The sequence below is a fragment of the Streptomyces sp. PU-14G genome (genome assembly GCF_041028275.1).
Taxonomy (GTDB): Bacteria; Actinomycetota; Actinomycetes; order Streptomycetales; family Streptomycetaceae; genus Streptomyces.
In genome coordinates this window covers 1-19,868 of the sequence record NZ_JASKYT010000099.1, presented here as the reverse complement: position 1 = coordinate 19,868, position 19,868 = coordinate 1, and the positions used below count along the sequence as shown (strand labels likewise).

14 protein-coding genes are annotated in these 19,868 nt (G+C 71.9%); 7 read left to right on the top strand and 7 right to left on the bottom strand.

Annotated features, from left to right (window positions below; all coding sequences use genetic code 11):
- The 4 genes from AB8Z75_RS14440 to AB8Z75_RS14425 form a co-directional block, all read left to right on the top strand.
- On the top strand, positions 1-1,448 hold a 1,448-nt coding region (locus AB8Z75_RS14440), incomplete at its 5' end, for an amidohydrolase family protein (RefSeq protein WP_369201915.1).
- Positions 1,449-1,629: 181 nt separating this feature from the next.
- A complete protein-coding gene (locus AB8Z75_RS14435) occupies positions 1,630-2,460 on the top strand; it encodes a TIGR03619 family F420-dependent LLM class oxidoreductase (protein ID WP_369201914.1) in 831 nt (276 codons plus the stop codon).
- Between the two features lie 133 nt (positions 2,461-2,593).
- On the top strand, positions 2,594-5,206 hold the full coding sequence (locus AB8Z75_RS14430; RefSeq protein WP_369201913.1) for a bifunctional FO biosynthesis protein CofGH: 2,613 nt from the start codon (positions 2,594-2,596) through the stop codon (positions 5,204-5,206).
- A gap of 83 nt (positions 5,207-5,289) precedes the next feature.
- On the top strand, positions 5,290-6,423 hold the full coding sequence (locus AB8Z75_RS14425) for an ADP-ribosylglycohydrolase family protein (protein WP_369201912.1): 1,134 nt from the start codon (positions 5,290-5,292) through the stop codon (positions 6,421-6,423).
- A 183-nt stretch (positions 6,424-6,606) separates the two neighbouring features.
- Here the strand turns inward: AB8Z75_RS14425 and AB8Z75_RS14420 are convergent, their stop codons facing one another.
- On the bottom strand, positions 6,607-7,407 hold the full coding sequence (locus tag AB8Z75_RS14420; protein WP_369201911.1) for an SDR family oxidoreductase: 801 nt from the start codon (positions 7,405-7,407) through the stop codon (positions 6,607-6,609).
- Positions 7,408-7,493: 86 nt separating this feature from the next.
- On the opposite strand from AB8Z75_RS14420, the gene AB8Z75_RS14415 reads away from it, so the two are divergent.
- The gene (locus tag AB8Z75_RS14415) at positions 7,494-8,363 is read left to right on the top strand and encodes a hypothetical protein (protein ID WP_369201910.1); all 870 of its coding nucleotides are present in this window, start codon (positions 7,494-7,496) and stop codon (positions 8,361-8,363) included.
- A gap of 155 nt (positions 8,364-8,518) precedes the next feature.
- On the opposite strand, the gene AB8Z75_RS14410 is transcribed toward AB8Z75_RS14415, so the two are convergent.
- The 3 genes from AB8Z75_RS14410 to AB8Z75_RS14400 all read right to left on the bottom strand — a co-directional run bounded on the left by AB8Z75_RS14410 (position 8,519) and on the right by AB8Z75_RS14400 (position 11,267).
- A complete protein-coding gene (locus tag AB8Z75_RS14410) occupies positions 8,519-8,734 on the bottom strand; it encodes a DUF397 domain-containing protein (protein ID WP_369201909.1) in 216 nt (71 codons plus the stop codon).
- A 195-nt stretch (positions 8,735-8,929) separates the two neighbouring features.
- Complete coding sequence (locus AB8Z75_RS14405) at positions 8,930-9,790, bottom strand: helix-turn-helix domain-containing protein (protein ID WP_369201908.1); 861 nt, start codon at positions 9,788-9,790, stop codon at positions 8,930-8,932.
- A 706-nt stretch (positions 9,791-10,496) separates the two neighbouring features.
- Complete coding sequence (locus AB8Z75_RS14400; protein WP_369201907.1) at positions 10,497-11,267, bottom strand: GPP34 family phosphoprotein; 771 nt, start codon at positions 11,265-11,267, stop codon at positions 10,497-10,499.
- A 339-nt stretch (positions 11,268-11,606) separates the two neighbouring features.
- Here AB8Z75_RS14400 and AB8Z75_RS14395 point away from each other — a divergent pair, with 339 nt between their 5' ends.
- Both AB8Z75_RS14395 and AB8Z75_RS14390 read left to right on the top strand, forming a co-directional pair.
- Positions 11,607-14,351: a serine hydrolase gene (locus AB8Z75_RS14395; RefSeq protein ID WP_369201906.1), complete on the top strand. Its 2,745-nt coding sequence runs from the start codon at positions 11,607-11,609 to the stop codon at positions 14,349-14,351.
- Between the two features lie 197 nt (positions 14,352-14,548).
- Positions 14,549-16,831: an MFS transporter gene (locus tag AB8Z75_RS14390; protein ID WP_369201905.1), complete on the top strand. Its 2,283-nt coding sequence runs from the start codon at positions 14,549-14,551 to the stop codon at positions 16,829-16,831.
- Between the two features lie 23 nt (positions 16,832-16,854).
- Here the strand turns inward: AB8Z75_RS14390 and AB8Z75_RS14385 are convergent, their stop codons facing one another.
- The 3 genes from AB8Z75_RS14385 to AB8Z75_RS14375 all read right to left on the bottom strand — a co-directional run bounded on the left by AB8Z75_RS14385 (position 16,855) and on the right by AB8Z75_RS14375 (position 19,316).
- Entirely contained in the window at positions 16,855-17,259 is a 405-nt protein-coding gene (locus AB8Z75_RS14385) for a VOC family protein (protein ID WP_369201904.1), read from the bottom strand.
- 204 nt (positions 17,260-17,463) lie between these two features.
- A complete protein-coding gene (locus tag AB8Z75_RS14380; RefSeq protein WP_369201903.1) occupies positions 17,464-18,705 on the bottom strand; it encodes an FAD-dependent monooxygenase in 1,242 nt (413 codons plus the stop codon).
- Positions 18,702-19,316 (bottom strand): TetR/AcrR family transcriptional regulator, encoded by a 615-nt coding sequence (locus AB8Z75_RS14375; protein ID WP_369201902.1) that lies wholly within the window; start codon positions 19,314-19,316, stop codon positions 18,702-18,704. Before AB8Z75_RS14375 ends, AB8Z75_RS14380 begins: the two co-directional genes overlap by 4 nt.
- Between the last annotated feature and the right edge of the window lie 552 nt (positions 19,317-19,868).

Sequence of the window (19,868 nt, the reverse complement as noted above, 5' to 3'; positions counted from 1 at the left end):
CGCTGAACCCCGCCCGCCCCCAGGACGCCGACTACACGCGGCGCATGATGTCCAAGGTCGAGGGCATGTCCCTCGTCGCACTGGAAGAGGGCGCCCCCTGGGACTGGCACACCTTCGGCGACTACCTGGACGCGCTGGAGGGCCGCACCGCGGTCAACGCGGGTTTCATGGTGGGCCACTGCGCGCTGCGGCGCCACGTCATGGGCGAGGACGCCGTCGGGGGACAGCCCGACAAGGAACAGCTCGGGGAGATGCTGCGGCTCCTCCACGAGGCCATGGACGCCGGGGCGTGGGGGCTGTCGACCACCCAGTCGGCCAGCCACTCCGACGGGGACGGACAACCGGTCGCCTCACGCCACGCGCGCCCCGAGGAACTGCTGGCCCTCTCGCGCGCCGTCGCCGATCACGAGGGCACCCAGATCGAAGCCATCGTCGCGGGCTGCCTCGACATGTTCTCCGACGACGAGATCGAACTGTTCGCCCGGATGTCGGCGGCAGCGGGACGGCCGCTGAACTGGAACGTGCTGACCATCGACGCCGCCGTCCCCGACCGGGTGCCGCGCCAGCTGGCCGCCAGCGAACGCGCACGCGAACAGGGCGGACGAGTCGTCGCGCTCACCATGCCGATCCTCACGCCCATGAACATGTCGCTGGGCACCTTCTGCGCGCTCAACCTCATCCCCGGCTGGGGTGAGATCCTGAGCCTGCCCGTGCCCGAACGCATCGCCCGGCTGCGTGACGCGGACGTCCGTGCCGAGATGCTGCGCCGCGCCGACAGCAAGGAGGCCGGGGTCTTCCGCCGCCTCACCCGCTTCGACCGGTACGTCATCGGTGACACCTACACGCCTGCCAACGAGGGGCTCAGCGGCCGTGTCGTCGCCGACATCGCCGCCGAACGCGGCCAGGACCCGTTCGCGTGCCTCGTCGACATCTGCGCCGACGACGATCTGCGCACCGTGCTGTGGCCCATGCCCACCGACAACGACCCGGCCAGCTGGGAGCTGCGCCGGCGCACCTGGGAGCACGAGGACGTCATGCTGGGCGGCTCCGACGCGGGCGCCCACCTCGACCGCATGTGCGGAGCCCCCTACACCACCCGCTTCCTCGGCGACTGCCTGCGTGGCCGCAAGCTGGCCACACTGGAGCGGGCCGTACGGATGCTCACCGACGAGCCCGCCCGCCTCCTGGGGCTGCGCGAGCGGGGCCGCGTCCACGAGGGCTGGCACGCCGACCTCGTCCTCTTCGACCCGGAGCGCGTCGACGCGGGCCCCGCCACCCTCGTCCACGACCTTCCCGGCGACAGCCCCCGGCTCGACTCCCGGGCCACCGGTGTCGTCGGCGTCTGGGTCAACGGGACGCAGACCGTACGCGACGACACGGTGACCGGCGCCGTCCCCGGCACGGTGCTGCGTTCGGGACGGGACACGGAGACGGTCAGCACGCGGTAGCCGACGTACGCGTGGACGCGCTCCCTGTGAGACGTGGACGCGCTCCCTGTGAGACACAACCACGCCCCGCGTGCGCTGCGTGCGAGACACAGGGGGTGCCGTCGCGTGGGAGGGAGGAAAGGGCGCACAGGCGTGCGCACCGGCCATGGAGTTCCCCGCCACGGGGCTGCACAGTGGCGGCATGCGGATCTCCACGACCATCCTGCTCACCGACGAGACCATCCGCCCCGCCCGGCTCGCCCGCGAGCTGGAACAGCGCGGCTTCGGCGGCCTCTACCTGCCCGAGCACACCCACATCCCCGTCAGCAGGCAGACCCCCGCCCCGATGGGCGACCCGTTACCGCGCCCCTACGGGCGCACGCTCGACCCCTTCGTCGGTCTGGCCGCCGCCGCGACCGTCACCGAACGGCTCGCCCTGGGGACGAGCATCACACTGGTCGCCCAGCACGACCCGATCGTGCTGGCCAAGCAGATCGCCACCCTCGACTGGATGTCCGGTGGCCGCTTCACCCTGGGCGTCGGCTTCGGCTGGAACGTCGAGGAAGCCGCCGACCACGGCGTCGACTGGCGCAGCCGCCGTGACGTGGTACGCGACCGCATCGCGCTGATGCGGGCCCTGTGGGCGGACGAGCCGGCCGCGCACGACGGGGAGTTCGGCTCCGTCGGCGCCTCCCTCGCCCATCCCAAACCGGTGCGCCCCGGCGGCCCCCGGATACTCGTGGGCGGAGCCGCGGGGCCCACCCTTTTCGCCCACATCGCCGAGTACGCCGACGGCTGGCTCCCCGTCGGCGGCAGCGGCCTGAAGGACACCGCCCCCGGCCTGCACCGCGCCTGGCGCGCCGCAGGACGCCAGGGAGACCCCGCGCTGGTCCCCGCCTTCGTCCTGCCCTCCCCGGGCAAGCTGCGCCACTACCGCGACGAACTGGGCGCCGAAGAGGTCGTCCTCCAACTCCCCTCCGGCACCGCACTCGAAGTCCTGCGCACCCTGGACGACTACTCCCGGTACCTGTGAACGCGCGGCTGTCCGGACTGCGCCGAAGGAGGGCCGAGACGCTGCGGGGCCACGGCCCGAACAGGTGGCCGCCGCACCGTCCGACCCGCTCGCCGCCTGCGGCGTTGTCGCTGCTCCGGGCTACGGTGGGGGGATGACCTCTCACGGACAGGTGTCGCCGACTGCCCCGACGGCGAATGCGATGCGGCGGGCGCTCAAGCGGGCCCGGGACGGGGTGGCGCTCGACCAGACGGAAGCCGCCGTCCTCCTCCAGGCGCGGGGTGCGGACCTGGCGGACCTCACGGCCTCCGCCGCCCGCGTCCGGGACGCGGGCCTGGAGGCGGCGGGGCGGCCCGGTGTCATCACGTACTCCAAGAGTGTCTTCATCCCCCTCACCCGGCTGTGCCGGGACAGGTGCCACTACTGCACGTTCGTGACCGTGCCCGGCAAGCTGCGAAGCGCGGGGCACGGGATGTACATGTCGATGGACGAGGTCCTCGGCATCGCCCGCCGCGGCGCGGAACTCGGCTGCAAGGAAGCGCTGATCACCCTCGGGGACAAGCCGGAGGACCGCTGGCCCGAGGCGCGGGAATGGCTGGACGCCGAGGGCTACGACGACACGCTCGCCTACGTGCGGGCCGTCGCCGTCCGCATCCTGGAGGAGACGGGGCTGCTGCCGCACCTCAACCCCGGCGTGCTGTCCTGGACGGACTTCCAGCGGCTCAAGCCGGTGGCCGCCTCCATGGGCATGATGCTGGAGACCACCGCCGAGCGGCTGTGGAGCGAGCCGGGCGCCCCGCACTACGGCTCCCCTGACAAGGAACCGGCCGTGCGGCTGCGGGTGCTGGAGGACGCCGGGCGCTCGAACGTGCCGTTCACCAGCGGCCTGCTCATCGGCATCGGCGAGACGTACGAGGAGCGTGCGGACTCGCTGTTCGCGCTGCGCCGCGTGCAGCGCGCCTACCACGGCATCCAGGAGCTGATCTTCCAGAATTTCCGCGCCAAGCCGGACACGGCGATGCGCCAGATGCCCGACGCCGAGCTGGACGACCTGGTGGCGACCGTCGCCGTCGCCCGGCACATCCTGGGCCCCTCCGGCTGTCTCCAGGCCCCGCCGAACCTGCTGGACGCGGAGTACGGCCGGCTCATCGCCGCCGGCGTGGACGACTGGGGCGGCGTCTCCCCCGTCACGCCCGACCACGTCAATCCCGAGCACCCCTGGCCGCAGCTCGACGAGCTGGCCGAGCGCACCGCGGCGGCCGGATTCCAGCTGCGCGAACGCCTGGCCGTCTACCCCGAGTTCGTGCGCCGCGGCGAACCGTGGATGGACCCGCGCATCCTCCCGCACGTGCGCGCGCTGGCCGACGAGGAGACGGGCCTGGCCCGCGAGGACGTATGCCCCCAGGGCCTGCCCTGGCAGGAACCCGACGAGGGCTTCACGGGCCTGACAGCCAGTGGCCGCACCGACCTGCACCGCACCATCGACACCGAGGGCCGCACCAACGACCGCCGCGACGACTTCGACGAGGTGTACGGCGACTGGGCGGAGCTGCGCGAGCGCGCAGCGCCCGGCATGGCCCCCCAGCGCGTCGACGCCGACGTGCGCGCGGCGCTCTCGCAGGCCGCCGACGACCCCACGAAGCTCACGGACGAGCAGGCCCTCGCGCTTCTGCACGCCGAAGGACCCGCGCTGGACGCGCTGTGCCGCACGGCGGACGACGTGCGGCGCGAGGCGGTCGGCGACGACGTGACGTACATCGTCACCCGCAACATCAACTTCACCAACGTCTGCTACACCGGCTGCCGCTTCTGCGCCTTCGCGCAGCGCCGCACCGACGCCGACGCCTACACGCTCTCCCTCGAACAGGTCGCCGACCGTGCGCAGCAGGCCTGGGACGTCGGCGCGGTCGAGGTGTGCATGCAGGGCGGCATCCACCCGGACCTGCCGGGCACCGCCTACTTCGACATCGCACGGGCCGTCAAGGAACGGGTTCCGGGCCTCCACGTGCACGCCTTCTCCCCGATGGAGGTCGTCAACGGCGCCACCCGCACCGGCATGTCCATCCGCGAGTGGCTGACCGCCGCCAAGGAAGCCGGGCTCGACTCGATCCCCGGCACGGCGGCGGAGATCCTGGACGACGAGGTCCGCTGGATCCTCACCAAGGGCAAGCTGCCGGCCGCCACCTGGGTGGAGGTCATCGAGACGGCGCACGAGGTGGGGCTCGGCACGACCTCCACGATGATGTACGGCCACGTCGACCAGCCCCGCCACTGGCTGGGCCACCTGCGGCTGCTGGCGCGTATCCAGCGCACGGCGCTGGAGAAAGGACGGGCCGGGTTCAGCGAGTTCGTCACCCTGCCGTTCATCCACACCAACGCGCCCGTCTACCTCGCCGGCATCGCCCGCCCGGGCCCCAGCACCCGCGACAACCGCGCGGTCACCGCGATGGCGCGCCTCCTGCTGCACCCCTGGGTCCCCAACATCCAGACGAGCTGGGTGAAGCTGGGCACCGAGGGCGCCGCCGAGATGCTGCGCTCCGGCGCCAACGACCTGGGCGGCACCCTCATGGAGGAGACGATCTCCCGGATGGCCGGCTCCTCCTACGGCTCCTACCGCTCCATCAAGGACCTGGTCGCCATCGCCGACGCCGCCGGACGCCCGGCACGCCCCCGCACCACCGGATACGGTCCCGTTCCCGAGGACCGGATGCGTGCGGCCCACGCCTCCGACGGCCACCTGCCCGAACTGCTGCCCGTGCTGGACTGACGGGCGCTGACCGCCGCCCGTCCCCGTCTAATAGAGTGCGGGGCCACAAGCCGGAGGAGGGGCAGCCAGGAGGGCGGCGGATCGTGACAGGTGCGGGCGGGGCGGACAGCGGCGCGAGTGCCATATGGGGACGTGCCGAACAGCAGGACTTCCGCAGCAGAGTTCGCGGATGCCTGCTGGGCGGCGCGGTCGGTGACGCGCTGGGCGCGGCCGTCGAGTTCGACTCCCTGGACAGGATCCGGGAAAGCCACGGCTCCCAGGGCGTCACCGACTACCTGCCGGCTTTCGGACGGCGCGGCGCCATCACCGACGACACCCAGATGACCCTGTTCACCGTGGACGGCCTCATCCGCGCCCACGTCCGCCGCGACACCGGCGCCTGGCATCCGCCCACCGACGTGCACGCCGCCTACCTGCGCTGGGCGGCCACCCAGCGCGACTGGGGCCCCGACGAGCGCCGCGAGAACGACGGCTGGCTCGCCCGCGAGGAGTGGCTCTACTCACGCCGGGCGCCCGGCAACGCGTGCCTCAGCGGCTTGGCCGACCCGCGCATGGGCACGCTGGACCAGCCCAAGAACCCCGACTCCAAGGGGTGCGGGACCGTCATGCGGTCGGCTCCCTTCGGGCTGCTGGTGGGCTGGGAGCCTGCGCTGGTCTTCCAGTTGGCCGCCGAGTGCGCGGCCCAGACCCACGGCCACCCCACCGGCTACCTGGCGGCCGGGGCGTTTGCCGCGATCGTCCACACCCTGGCCCGCGGCGACGACCTGGACACGGCGGTCCAGCGCGCCCTCGTGCAGCTGGCCGCCCGCCCCGGCCACCAGGAGACGACCGAAGCGCTCAAGCGCGCACTGGGCGCCGTCCGTCAGGGCATGCCGTCGCCCGAGAGGGTCGCCGCATTGGGGGAGGGCTGGACAGCCGAGGAAGCGCTCTCCATCGGCGTCTACTGCGCCCTGGTCGCACAGGACGTCCGCCACGGTCTGCTGCTGGCCGTCAACCACGGCGGCGACAGCGACTCGACCGGCTCCGTGTGCGGCAACCTGCTGGGCGCCATGCACGGGGAGACGGCCCTGCCCGCGGGGTGGGTCGCCGAGGTGGAAGGCCGCGCGACCATCCTGGAGCTGGCCGACGACTTCGCCATGGAGATGACCCAGGGGCCCGCCCTGCACGGCCCCGGCACGGCGACACCGGCCTGGCTGGCCCGCTACCCGCGCGCCTAGAGAGGACGACGACTTCCATCGGTGCGCCTGGCCGGCCCGCTCCCCGCGCGCCGGGGGAGGACGACGGCTCTCGTCGGCGCTGCGCTCCCCGGCGCGGTCGCGGTTCCCGCGCTCGGCCCGTTGTCGCGGTTCCGGCGCTCGCCCGTTGTCGCTGTTCCCGCGCTCGGCTTGTCGTCGCGGGCGTCAGCGCATGAGCTCTCCCGCGTTCACCAGCAGACACTGCCCCGTGATGCCCCGGGCCCGGGGCGAGGCGAAGAACGTCGCGGTCTCCGCCACGTCCGCGTCCTCCGCCATCCGCGGCAGCGCCATCCGTGCGTCCAGCCGCTCCCGCACCACCTCGGGCTCCACCCCCTCGGACGCGGCCTGCCACGCCACGTACCCCTCCACCATGGGGCCCCACATCCAGCCCGGCTGCACGGTGTTCACGCGTACGCCGTGCGGCCCCAGCTCGCGGGCGAGGGAGTACATGGCGGACACGAGAGCGCCCTTGGACGCCGCGTAAGCCGTCTGCTGCACCTGGGCGGGCGCCGCGACGGAGGACTGGGTTCCGATCATCACGACGGAACCGGAACCGTTCCCCCGTGCACCGGCCTCCTTCAGCGCGGGCAGACACGCACGCGTCATCCGCAGGGTGCCGAGGAGGTTGACGTCCAGGACCGTCTGCCACTCGGCCAGATCCGCACCCTCGATGCCGCCCATGACCGTGTCGAGCGCCGCCACGTGCACGACGGCGTCGATGCCGCCGAAGCGGTCCACCGCCTCGGCGGCCAGCGCCTCGCACTGCCGCTCGTCGCGGATGTCGACCGTCCGGTAAGCGCTGCGGGCGCCGGAGGGATCGACCGTTTCGGCGCAGGCGGCCAGGTGGGCCTCCGTACGGGCGCCGAGCACGACCGAGGCGCCCTCCCGTACGCACGCGGCGGCCACCTCGTGGCCGAGTCCGGTGCCCACTCCCGAGATCACCACTGTCCGGTCCGCGAGCAGCACACCGATCCCCTCCCGCGCGGGTATCGCCTTCTGACACCCAGTCAGTTACACCGTAGGGGACGAGTCGAGGGGGAGGAAGAGTCACGATGAACACGCCGACCGACCCGCCCGCACGCCGAACGGACGGCCCGGGCAGCGACACCTACGCCCGGCTGGCCGCCGTCGGGCCCTACGGGGTGCGCCCCGGGCACGCCCTCATCACCATGGTCGAGCCGCACCCGGGCCACGAATACGCCTACAACCGCTGGTACGAGGACGACCACTACATCGCCGGTGCCATGGCCATGCCCTGGATCTACGCGGGGCGCCGCTGGGTGGCCACCCGTGAACTCCAACTGCTGCGCTACCCGGCCCGCTCGGCGGTCGCCCAGCCGGTGACAGCGGGCTGCTATCTGTCGACGTACTGGATCACCGAGGGGCGCTACGAGCACCACATGAAGTGGACGGTCGCCATCAACAAGCGCCTCAACCGGGACGCGCGCGTCCATGAGGAACGTACCCACGTCTTCACCAGCTTCCAGGACCACGAGGCCACCGTCTACCGGGACGGGGCCGCCGGACCGCGCGACCACCACGCGCTCGACCACCCGTACCGTGGTCTGGTCCTCCAGGTGGTCGACGCGCCGGGTCCCGGCGAGCGCGCCGAGCTGCTGGAGCGGCTGCGCACCAGCCACCTCCCGGCCCGTCTCAAGGGCTCTCCGGCCGCGATGGTCACCGTCTTCAGCCCCACCCCGCTGCCCTCCGACCGGATGGCGTACGTCCGGCAGGTCGAGGGGGTCGGCACCCGGCTGACCTTGCTGTGGTTCCTCCAGGAGGACCCGCGCGAACGCTGGGAGGCATGTTTCACGGGCCTGGAGGAAGCGGTGGCGGAGGCGGGACCGGGGCGGACGGAACTGGTGGCGCCCTTCATCCCGACGATCCCGGGGACGGACGTCTACGTGGACCAGTTGCGCTGAACGGTGCTGCCCAGCGGAGGACAGCGGGGTGTCGGCGCGAAGCCCCCTCGGCCGGGACGGCGGGCCAGTCGAGAGGGCTGTGCTCTGCGCTTCGACGCCACTTCAAGCGCGTCGGGGCGCCTCGCCGGAGGCGGGGTGGCGCCCGGTTCCCGGCCTCAGTCCAGGCCGGCGCCGAGCTCCCCGCCGCTCACCCGGGAGACGAACGCGTCCCACGCCTCGGAGCGGAAGCTGAGCGCGGGGCCCTGCGGCTCCTTCGAGTCACGCACGGCGATCGAGCGCACCACCGGGGACTTCACCTCGACGCACGCGCCGTTCCCCGTCGAGTAGCTGGACTTGGTCCATGTGTGGGTCTTTCCCTGCTGAATGGGCATGTCTGCTCCGGTTGTTCCGAGTTTTTCCTGACGTGCGAACGACATTACGCGTCGGTTCGTGCGCACGACGGGGTCGTTCACTCAACCGGATGGCATATTCCAGACTGGCCTTCACATCGCGACGGGCCGCGGTGTAACCTCCCCCGCTTTTCCGGCAATCCCCGCTGGCACATGCCGCAGACCGAGGGGCGCGCGTCAGCCGCGGGCGTACTCCTTGGCGACCTTCTCGATGAACTCCCGCGTCTGGTCGGGATTCAGCGCCTGCGCGCGCAGATGCTCGTACATGACGCTGTAGTTCTGGACGTCGTTCGCCTTCTCCAGATAGAGGTCGCTGGTGACGCCCTCCAGGTAGATGACCGTCGAGTCCGAGGCGTCAGGGAACTCCAGAATGGCGTACTGGCCGTTCACGCCCGGGTGCGCGCCCATCGAGAACGGCATGACCTGGAGCGTCACATGAGGCCGCTGGGACATCTCGTTGAGGTATTCGAGCTGCTCGGCCATCGTGTGCTTGCCGCCCACCTCGCGGCGGAGCACCGACTCGTCCAGCACGGCCCACAGCCGCAGCGGGTTGCGCTCGTCCCTGATCCGGTCCTGACGGCGCAGCCGCACCTGCACGCGGCGCTCGATGTCCGCCGCCGTGGCCTCCGGCAGCGCGCCGGCGACGACGGCCTCCGCGTACGGATGGGTCTGCAGGAGCCCCGGAACCACCTGGGGCTCGTAGACGCGCAGTGAGGCGGCGTCCGTCTCCAGGCCGATGTAGACGCTGTACGGGATGTCACCGAAGGCGTGCCACCAGCCCTGCTGGCGCGACTCCTTCGCCATCTGCATCAACGAGTCGACTATCCGGCGGTCCTCGACCTCGTAGACCTCGCACAGGTCGCGCACGTCCCGCTGGCTGATGCTCCGTCTCCCGTTCTCCAGCCTGCTGATCTTCGACTGGGAGACCAGCAGCCGGTCTGCGACCTCCTCGGCCGTCATACCGCGCTGCTCGCGCAGCCGGCGCAGCTCCTGGCCCAGTCGGCGACGCCGGACTGTGGGGTTGACGTTCGACGCCACGGGACCGCACCTCCGTGTAAGTACGACTACTCCCAGTAGGTTGCCATCAACATGTGCGTCTCCGCTGGGAAATGGCGACAGAGAGTGCGGACCTGAGTACGGAAACGTGGAACAGGCGCGTGCGCGCAGGAGGAATCCGGCCGTCCTTCACCAGCCGGGCCCCTCGCCGGCGCACGCACCGAACCGGTCCCTGTGTGGCGTTGTACAACTGCGTGCCTCGTGCTGCACGGCGACCGTCACGGCCTGTCCTCACACGGCCTGCCGTCCTCACACGGCCTGTCTGTCACAGGATCTGCCCGTCACAGGACCTGTCCGTCACGACAGGGCGACGGCCCTTGCGGCGGCGCAGCGGTCGGGGGCCGCTGCGCGGTGGTGTGCGAGGTCACCTGGTGCGTGACTCCGACACCGCCGCCGCTCAGGGCGGATCCGTGGCCGAGCGGACTCGACCGGCGTATCCGCGTTCCGTCCGGACAGCACGCGTACCGAGAAGGGTCCCCGAGCGAACGCGACCTCTGTCCGCTCAGACCCCCGGCGAACGGCACCGCTCGTCGAGCGGGACGGGACCGCCGCCCACGGTGGCGCGCGCTGCCTCCCGGAGGCGCGTCCGTACGGGCAGACCAGGTCCGTGCCGGGCGAACAGTGCCTGCCCGCGCCGGCCGAACCGTGTCCGTACGGGCGCGCCGTGCCGTGACCGGCGTGCCGTGGTTCAGCGGGCTCCCGCGCGGACCATTCCGCCCGCCAGATGCCGCGCCTGTTCCGGTACGTGCCGCGCCGAGGGGGCCGCGGACGCCGTGGCACGCGCCGGAGAGCGTCCCGCCGGGGCGCCGCCCGCCGGTGCTCGCCGCGGCTGTGCGCCGACGCCGTTCTGCACGTCCATCACCGCGTGCGCGACGAGACCGCCCATCGGGTCGTGCCTGATCAGATCCCGCAGCCGGGAGCGGCACGACCGCCCCTCGTTTCCGGGGTAGAGATGCTTGCCGAGACCGACCGCGTGGGCCAGCGCGGCGAGCGCCGCCGTCCGTGGGTCCGGTGGGACCCCGGTACGGATCGCGGCGTCCAGGCGGGCCCTGATCTCCCGGCTGATCGCCGTGTCCGTCGCCTGGTACCGCGTCGTCGGCAGCACTCCGCACATCTGGCCGGAAACGGCATGCACCATGCCGCACCGTTCGAGATGTGTGAGATAGGTTTGGCGCAACCCCAACCGGGGCCCGCCGATCCAGTGGACGGCGCGCACCGGGCTGCCGCGCCTGCGCAGCAGTTCCAGTGCGGAGTCCAGTGTCGGATCTCCGGTCGGCCGTGGCAGCACCACGGCGATACGATCCCCATCCGGGGCTATCCGTCCTGCCAGAGCCAGCTCCACTAGCTGGGCCCCGGCCAGGCCGAGGTCAAGCGACTGCGGCTGCGCCGTGGTACCCGTGGCCGGGTCCAGAGCGAGCAGCAGAAGCTCCTCAGGAATTGTTCTGCGGCTCCTGCCCATCCATGCCTCCCCGCGTGGATGAATGACAGGGTGACCCCTCTCACAATGGTCTGTCGAGAGTGCCTGGACGTTATGGGCGGGAACCAGTAGGTATGTCGTTCTCGTCTGCCGCTTGGGGTGGCTGTTGGAGCCGCCCCTTGGAGGAGCGCCGCCACGCCGGTGGCGGCTTCTGTGCACGGGACACTGTTAACTGGTATGGCGAGCGGCGAGCAGCAGCATCAGGAGGCATCGGTGGCGGGCGAATCCCCCGACAGGTCGGAGCGGGAGAGGTCGTCGGGGGAGACGACGGGGAGCGGGGGCACGGTTGCGCGCCCCAGCGAGACGGCCGAAAACGAACGGTTGAGCAGCTCCACGGCTGCGAAGGGCGCGGGAGTCGCGGCCGGGGACGGCGCCGCGGACGGGCAGTCGGGCGGGGCGTCATCCAAGATCCCGGCTCCGACCACGCCGGACGAGGAGTCCCCGACGACGGACGGGGCCGCCGACACAGCCGAGGGCGCGGACCCCGACGGCCCTGGCGGCCAGGACCGCCGTGACGGCCAGGGCGATCAGGGGGGCGCCGGCGACGAGGGCGACGAACGCCTGAAGTCCGCCGTGGCGGCCTGGGTCGCGGGCGATTCCGGCCACCCCGAGGGCCCCGACGGCTCTGAGGGCACGGAGGGCTCCGAGGGCACGGAGGGCTCCGAGGGGGGCCGCTCGTCGGAGGCGGCCGGAGGCGAGCAGGCGAGCGGGCAGGCGAGCGAGGGCGGAACGGGCGACCGTGCCTCCGCCTCGGGCCTCCCTGTCCGCCCCAAGGCGGCGGAGGCGGACAAGGCACCCGCGAAAGAGAGCGCGGTGGCGGGGGAAGACGCCCCCGAGTCGTCCGCCGGTGGTGGCCGGCCGGACGCGCCGACCGCGATGTTCGGTGTCCTGCACCGTGACGACACGAACGCCGCCAAGGACAGTGACACGGCAGCGGCTGACCGCGCCGAGCGGCTGACCTCGGCGTTCTTCGGCGCTTCCAAGCGAGCGAAGGACGAAGGGGACGCCGAGGAGGCCGACAACGGCGCCGAGGGCACGAAGGCCGACGGTGGCTCGAAGGCAGGCGGCAGTGCTGAGGCGGGCGGTGCGGCGAAACCCGCCGTCGACCAGCCGACGGCGATCTTCCGTGCACCCAATGTCGAGCGGTCCGAAGAGTCCGGACTGTCCCAAAAGGCGGAAAAGGCAGAAAAGGACGCTCAGTCGGGAAACTCCGGAAGAAAGGGTTCGGCCACCTCGGAGACCAAGGGCGGTGTAGCCGACCCGCGGGCGTCCGACCCGCGCAAGCCGACGACGGCGGACGCGGTCACGGGGACGCAGGGTGCCGGAAAACAGCCCACAGGGACACCGGACACGGACAAACCGTCCTCCAGCGCAACAGAATCGAACAAGACGAACTCGGGCAAGTCGAACTCGGGCAAGACAGACTCGGGCAAGTCGGCCCCTGATGCTCCGGGCCGGTCGACCGAGGACGGCCGCGACGGTGGCGAGTCGGACGCGGAGCGGACCAGCCAGTTCATTCCGCTCAGGTCGACCGACGGGCCGCGCACGCCTGCCAAGCCGCTGCCGCCCTCTGCGGCGCCCACAGCGCCGCGTAAGCCCGCCTCGCCCCCTGCCGGGGCTCCGACTGCCAATCCGTGGTCGTCGGCGCCGCAGCGCCCCGCGGAGGCCCCGGGGACACCGCAGGCTCCCGGCGGAGCCGGAGCGCCGGGTGCCGCGGAGAGCGAGCCGGAGCGTACGCGGCAACAGCCGATGCCGGGCACTCCGGAGGCGGAGGCGGCCGGGCAGCGGAACCCGCAGCCGTTGGACCTGCTCGCCCAGCTGACGAACACGCCGCCGCCGCCGGAGACGCCGCTGCGTACGGCTGCCCGCCGGGTGAAGATCTGGACGCCGCTGGTGCTGCTGCTCGCGGTCGTCTTCGTCGTCGTTCAGTCCGTACGTTCGGTGCCGGCCCCCGAGCTGTCCCTGACGGCGTCGAAGACGTACACCTTCGAGGGCTCCAAGCCGTCGATGCCGTGGCCCTCGGAGGGGCAGGCTGTGATCGACGTGCAGGGGCTGGGCTCGTTCGGCTCGTACGGCGAACAGAAGCCCGTGCCGATCGCCAGCGTCGCGAAGGTGATGACCGCCTACGTGATCCTTCGTGACCACCCGGTCAAGAAGGGCAGCAAGGGCGAGATGATCCCGGTCGACAAGAAGGCCGAGAAGGAGGCGGGTCTCAGCGCTCAGAACGAGTCGACGGTCGAGGTCGACGCGGGGAAGAAGATGTCGCAGCGCGAGGCGCTGAACGCGATAATGATCGCCTCCGCGAACAACGTGGCTCGGCTGCTCGCACGCTGGGACGCGGGGTCCGAGAAGGCGTTCGTGAAGAAGATGAACGCCGCGGCCAAGGATCTCGGCATGACCAACTCGCACTACACCGACCCCAGCGGTCTCACGGCGACCACCGTCAGCACCGCCGCCGACCAGGTGAAGCTGGCCAAGAAGGTCATGCAGTTCCCGATCTTCCGCGAGGTCGTCCGGCAGCCGCTCTACGTGGACGGCAACGGCAAGACGCAGCGCAACTGGAACAGGCTGGTCCCGATGGACGGTGTCCGCGGCATCAAGACCGGCACGACCACCAAGGCGGGCGGCAACCTGGTGTTCGCGGCGGTGAAGGAGATCGGCGGCACCAAGCAGCTGATCATCGGGGCGATGCTGGGCCAGTACAAGCCCTCCATCCTGGACACCGTTCTCGCCTCCAGCAAGAAGCTGATCGACGCGGCGCAGGACTCGCTCACCTCGCGGACGGTGGTCAAGAAGGGCGAGGTCGTCGGCTACGTGGACGACCAGCTCGGCGGCAAGACGCCGGTCGTGGCCACCAAGGACGTGGAGGCCGTCGGCTGGCCGGGTCTGAAGGTCGAGCTGGGGCTGACCGACGGCGGCAAGACCATTCCGCACGAGGCCGAGGCCGGGACCAAGGTCGGTACGCTGACCGCGGGCGACGGTCCCGGACAGGTGAAGGTCCCGGTCGCCCTGAAGGACGATCTGTCCGAACCCGGGTTCGGGGACAAGCTGACGCGCGTCGGCTGACGTCCCACTGAACCTTTCGGCGCTCCGCGGCGTCCCCCGTTCCAGCCGGCGCGCCCGGCGCACCAACGTGTCCGCGCTCCCCGTGGCGAAAAGCTCGGGGAGCGCGCGGGGCGACGGGGAGCGCACGGACGCCGTCCGGTAACGTCATGCGGATCTGAGCCGCACATCCGTACGGGGAGGATGGGGGAGAGAGCGCAGTGGCCACTGTGCACCCACCGCGGCCGCCGGAGTCGGAGCCTGACACCGGCGCCGACGAGATAGCCGGGAATCCGGGCGTGGACGACGCCACGGATGCCGTTCGCACACCCGTTCCTGGTCAACGCCCGCGTTGGGAACCGTCCGGGCACGCCGGGGAGCCATCCGAGCACGCCGGGGAGTCGCCCGACCAGGAGGCTTCCTCCGGTGACGGACGCTCGGACGGCGGCGAAACCCCGCCGGACGACGAGCCCCTACCTCCGCACAAGGACGTCCCGACGGAGGGTGTTCCGAGGGACGACGCCCCGACGGAAGGCGCCCCGACGGACGACGTCCCGACGGACGACGTCCCGACGGACGACGTCCCGACGGACGACGTCCCGACGGACGACGTCCCCACGGACGACGTCCCGACGGAGGGCGATCCCCCGGAGGACAGCTCCGGTGGCGGTACGGCCGGAGCCGGCCGTCGACACGCCCGGCGCCTGTGGGCCCAGCGCATGCGGGGCGGGCCGGCGCAGAGTGACGGGGAGAAGCCGCCTGCCAGGCCGGCGTTCGTCGTCGGGGCCGCGCTGGCCACCGGGGCGCTGCTGCATCTGGTGTGGCTGTGGTTCCTCGCCAGCGGTGGCGGGGACCTGGCGGCCCAGGACGCCTGGGCGGAGTTCGCGGGCGAACACCCGGGCTCTGCGTACAACCTCGCCTGGTACGGGGGGCTGCACCCGGTCTCCTACAGCGTCATCTCGCCCTACCTGATGGCCGTCCTCGGTGTGCGTTCGACGCTCATCCTCTCCGGGGTGCTCTCGGCCGGGCTGCTGTCCCTGCTGCTGGCCCGTACGGTGCCCAAGCCGCTGGTGCCCTCCTTGTGGGGCGCGTTCGCGTTCGCGTGCAACGCGGCGTCCGGCCGGGTCACCTTCGCGCTGGGGGTCCTGTTCGGGCTCGGTGCGGTGGCCGTCGTCTGGACGTGGCCCGCGCGCTGGCGCGGCGGGCGCGCGAGCCGCCCCGCCCGGTATCTACGCGCCGCGCTCGCCATCCTGCTGGCCGCGCTCGCCACCGCGGCCAGTCCCGTGGCGGGCCTCTTCCTCGAGGTGGTCGCGGCCTCTCTGCTGCTGGCCCGCAGGCCGGCCGCGATGTTCGCGGTCGCCGTTCCGCCGCCCGTGGTGGTGGCGTTCTCCGCGCTGCTCTTCCCGTTCACGGGCGTGCAGCCGATGCCGTTCGTGTCGCTGATCTTCCCGGTTCTGGGTGCTGTCGCGGTGACGCTGCTGATGCCCAGGACGTGGACGGCCGTACGCGTCGGCGGCGCCATCTACACCCTCGGCATCGTCCTGACCTGGGCGATCCCTTCGCAGGTGGGGTCCAACGTCGAACGGCTCGGGCTGTTGTTCGGCGCGGTGGCGCTGCTGGCCGCCGTTCCGCTCGTGGTGGGGCACGGCTGGCAGCCGTGGAAGTCGCGCAAGGGCCTGGCGATGGCTCTGGCCCTGCTGGTGACCATGGGCTGGCAGATCGCCAAGCCCACCTGGGACGTCCTGCACACGACGCCGGACACCAACTGGTCGCGGGAGTTGGAACCGCTGGTCGCCCAGTTGCAGAAGGTCGACGCGGACCGTGCCCGCGTGGAGGTCGTCCCCGTCAACAGCCACCGCGAGGCTTCGGCCCTGGCGCCGTACGTCAATCTCGCGCGCGGCTGGAACCGCCAGGCCGACCTGGAGCGCAACCCCCTCTTCTACGAGGAAGACCTCAGCCCGGAGCGCTACTACGCGTGGCTGCGCCGCTGGGCCGTGCACTACGTCGTGCTGCCCGCCGACCCGCCCGACATCGCGGGCGGTGTCGCCGAAGCCAAGCTGGTGGGGGAGGGGCAGCCGTATCTGAAGGAGATCTGGTCGGACGACAGCTGGCGTCTCTTCCGCGTCAAGGACGCCGTGCCGCTGGTGGACTCGTCGGCCTCCGTCGAGCGCGCCGACGCGGAGAGCGTGACGGTGCGGGTCAAGGAGAGCGGGCGCGTGCTGGTGCGGGTGCCGTACTCACCGTGGCTCGGCCTCGTCGACGCGGACGGCGACCGGGTGGCGCCGCCCGCGCGCGAGGAAGAGAACGTCAACGGTTGTCTGCGGGAGGCCGAACCGACGTTCGGCGGCCCGCCACCGGAGGGCAAGGACGAGCCGGTCCTGGACACCTGGACGGTGCTGGACGCTCCCCGGCCCGGCGTCTACCACATCGCGGCCCCCTACAAGCTGCCGCGCGGCACACCGTGCCCGGACGACGAGCGGGAAACCGAGGGCGGGAAGAACTGACGGCCCCGGGCCCCACCGGGCGGTCACCCTTCGAGGGCCGCCGGGTCCATCCACATGACCTCCCAGATGTGCCCGTCCGGGTCGGTGAAGGAACGTCCGTACATCGGTCCCTCCGCCTGCGGCTGCCCGTGCGTGCTTCCGCCGGCTGCCACAGCGCTGTCCACCAGTTCGTCCACCTCCTCGCGGCTGTCGGCCGACAGGCAGACCAGCACTTCGCTCGCCCGTGCCGCGTCGGGGATCTCCCGCTTGGAGAAGGACTGGAAGAACGGTTCGACGAGGAGCATCACGAAGATGTCGTCGCTCACGACCATGCAGGTGGCGTTCTCGTCAGTGAACTGGGGGTTGAACGAGAAGCCGCACTTGGTGAAGAAGTCGACACTGCGGTTCAGGTCCTTCACCGGGAGGTTGACGAAGATCTTCCGGGACATGGCTGCCTCTTCTCGGGGGCTCCGCACGGCTGCGCGCGGCGGAGCGGTAGATGTTCGCGGAGCGTCCCGTAGAAAGGTCCCCCCCGGGGACATGCGCCTTGGGAGGGTGCCTTGGGACGGGTGTCCTTGGGACGGGCGCTCTGGGACGTGCTCCGCTGGCCAGTGTGGTTGTACATAGAGGCAGACCAGGCCCGCGGGGGAAACTCATCGCGGGGGCGCGGACGTTTTCCGCCCCTTCCTCCGGTCATCGGCTCCCGCCTGCGTCAGCGTCGCCAGTTCCGCGGGCTTGCCGCTGACCGCGGCCGCGATGAGCCGGTCGACCCCCGGCAGCCCGGACAGTCGCATGGCACCCCGGCGCACCCGCAGCCACGCCGCGCTCTCAGGCAGGAACCAGCGGGCCCCCTGACGGGCCACCCGCTGCTTCTCCTCGGCCACCGGACGCCACAGCCGCTCGTACCGCTCCAGGCCCGCCCGGACATCTCCGCGGGCCTCGGACAGCTGCGCGGCGAGCACGTGGGCGCCGGCCACGCCGAGCGAGGCGCCCTGGCCCGCCAGCAGGGAGACGGCGTAACAGGCGTCACCGACCAGTACCGTCCTTCCGGTGCTCCAGCGGGGCAGCACGGTCTGCGCCACGTGGTCGTAGTAGATCTCCTCGGAGGGCGGGCAGGCAGCCAGTGCCCGGGGCGCCACCCACCCGAGCGATCCGTACGTCTCCCGCAAAGCGCTCCTGGTGTCCCGGGGCAGCGGGGCGGAGGGGTCGGCGACCCGGTGCACGGCGAAGGTCGCGACTTTCCCGCCACGCAGGGCGTAGAAACCCATCTGGCGTCCCACGGTGTCTGTCAGACAGAACCGTCCCGCCACCTGCTCGCGCACCTGCGGATCGTCGAAGACGAAAGCTGCTGTGTGGAAACCGAGGTGGCGAAGGCTGCGCTCGTCGCTGCCTTCCCGGCCGAAGGCGAGGGAGCGGACAGTGGAATGGATCCCGTCCGCGCCCACCAGCAGATCGGCCTCGCGCGCGGTGCCGTCGTCGAGGGCCACACGCACACCGTCCGGACCGTCGTCCACGCCGGTCACGCTCGTGCCGTACCGCAGCGTCACCTCGGACGGCAGGCTTTCGCGCAGGGCCAACTCGAGGTCGGGACGCATGATGCTGAGCAGCGCGCCGCCCGCGACCTCGGAGAACTGCGCGTAGTCGAGCCCCGCCCTGCGACGTCCCCGCTCGTCCACGAAGGCGGCCTCGCGGATCGTGTAGCCCAGCTCGCGCAGGCGCGGTAGCAGCCCCATCGCCTCGGCGGCCTCGTACCCGGGACCGAAGAAATCAATCATGTAGCCCTGGGCACGCGGCCCGGGGGCGCGCTCGACCACCTCGCTGCGCCAGCCGTGCGCGGCGAGCCGGTGGGCGAGCGCCAGTCCGGCGATGCCCGCTCCGCAGATGACGGCCTTCATGGGTTTTCCCTCCTCGGGGTCGTGGGAGCGTCGGTGTCCGGGTCGGTCAGGAGACGGCGCAGCACGGCGGAGACCGATCCCGACGCCGTCTCGGGGACCGCCGCGCGGTGCAGCATGAGCCCGTCGAGGGCCGCCAGCAGCACCGCGGCGGTCTCCTGCGGGCGGGACACGCCGTGGTCCCTCAGCCGTCCGGCCAGCTCCTCGCGGGCAGTCGAGATGATCGCGGCCAGGCCGCGCATCAGTTCCTCGTCGCGGGTGGCCGCCAGGTACGTCTCGGTGAACAGCAGCGAGGTCGGATCGGTGCCCGGGTACGCGTCGAGCGCCCCCAGGAGGCCTTCCAAGGCCTCCTGGGGCGTGGCGGCGGTCGCCAGCAGCGCCGTCATCTCCTGGGTCAGCGCCTCGATCGTGCCGAGGGCGGCCTGTGTCAGCAGCGCTCCGAGAGACGCGAAGTGGTAGTGGACGAGCCCGGGGCCGACCTCGGCGCGTTCGGCGACCGTACGGGTGCTGACGCCCGACCAGCCCCGTTCCGCGATCAGCTCCGCACCGGCGCGCAGCAGCCGCTGCCGTACCTCACGGCCACGGTCGGCGGCGGTGACGGGTGGTGGTGGCACGGGATCTCCCTCACTGATGGGGGCGCTGAGATGCGCCGGGTGTGCGTACGGATGGGTTCTCGGTGTTCGTCCGGATCGAGTGAGTCCGTGTCGGGCGGTCGGTCTGCCCGGTCTGCCTGGTCAGTCCCGGGCGGACGGTTGCGGCGAGGCATGCGGGTCGTTCGCCTTGGGCGAGTGTCCAATGCGTATGCCCAAGAGGGTAGCGCGCGACGTGCCGTCGTGCAGGTTTTCCAGGTCGAAGCGGTGCGGAGCCGATCAGACGCCGTGGCCTTGCCGGCCCGGCTCCGCGCTCTGGGCACCGGCTCCACGCTCCGGCCCGCTCCGGCCGCGCGCTGCTCACTCTCCGGCCGCGCTCCGGCCGCTCTCCGGTCCGTGCTCTGGTCGCGCTCCGGTCCGTGCTCGGGCCGTACCGGATCGGGCGCAGGAGCCCTTGGGCCGGGTGAGACCGGCAGCCGCACCCGGCCGGTGCCGGTAACCGTTCCGGGCCGGGCGGAGGCCGGCAGACGCCCCTGCCCCGGACCGGGCAGTACCGGATCTGGCCCAGGAGCCCTT

Coding starts and splice junctions, on each gene's coding strand:
- AB8Z75_RS14435 (WP_369201914.1), top strand. CDS start 1,630: ATGCGGATCTCCACGACCATCCTGCTCACCGACGAGACCATCCGCCCC.
- AB8Z75_RS14430 (WP_369201913.1), top strand. CDS start 2,594: ATGACCTCTCACGGACAGGTGTCGCCGACTGCCCCGACGGCGAATGCG.
- AB8Z75_RS14415 (WP_369201910.1), top strand. CDS start 7,494: ATGAACACGCCGACCGACCCGCCCGCACGCCGAACGGACGGCCCGGGC.
- AB8Z75_RS14410 (WP_369201909.1), bottom strand. CDS start 8,734: ATGCCCATTCAGCAGGGAAAGACCCACACATGGACCAAGTCCAGCTAC.
- AB8Z75_RS14400 (WP_369201907.1), bottom strand. CDS start 11,267: ATGGGCAGGAGCCGCAGAACAATTCCTGAGGAGCTTCTGCTGCTCGCT.
- AB8Z75_RS14385 (WP_369201904.1), bottom strand. CDS start 17,259: ATGTCCCGGAAGATCTTCGTCAACCTCCCGGTGAAGGACCTGAACCGC.
- AB8Z75_RS14380 (WP_369201903.1), bottom strand. CDS start 18,705: ATGAAGGCCGTCATCTGCGGAGCGGGCATCGCCGGACTGGCGCTCGCC.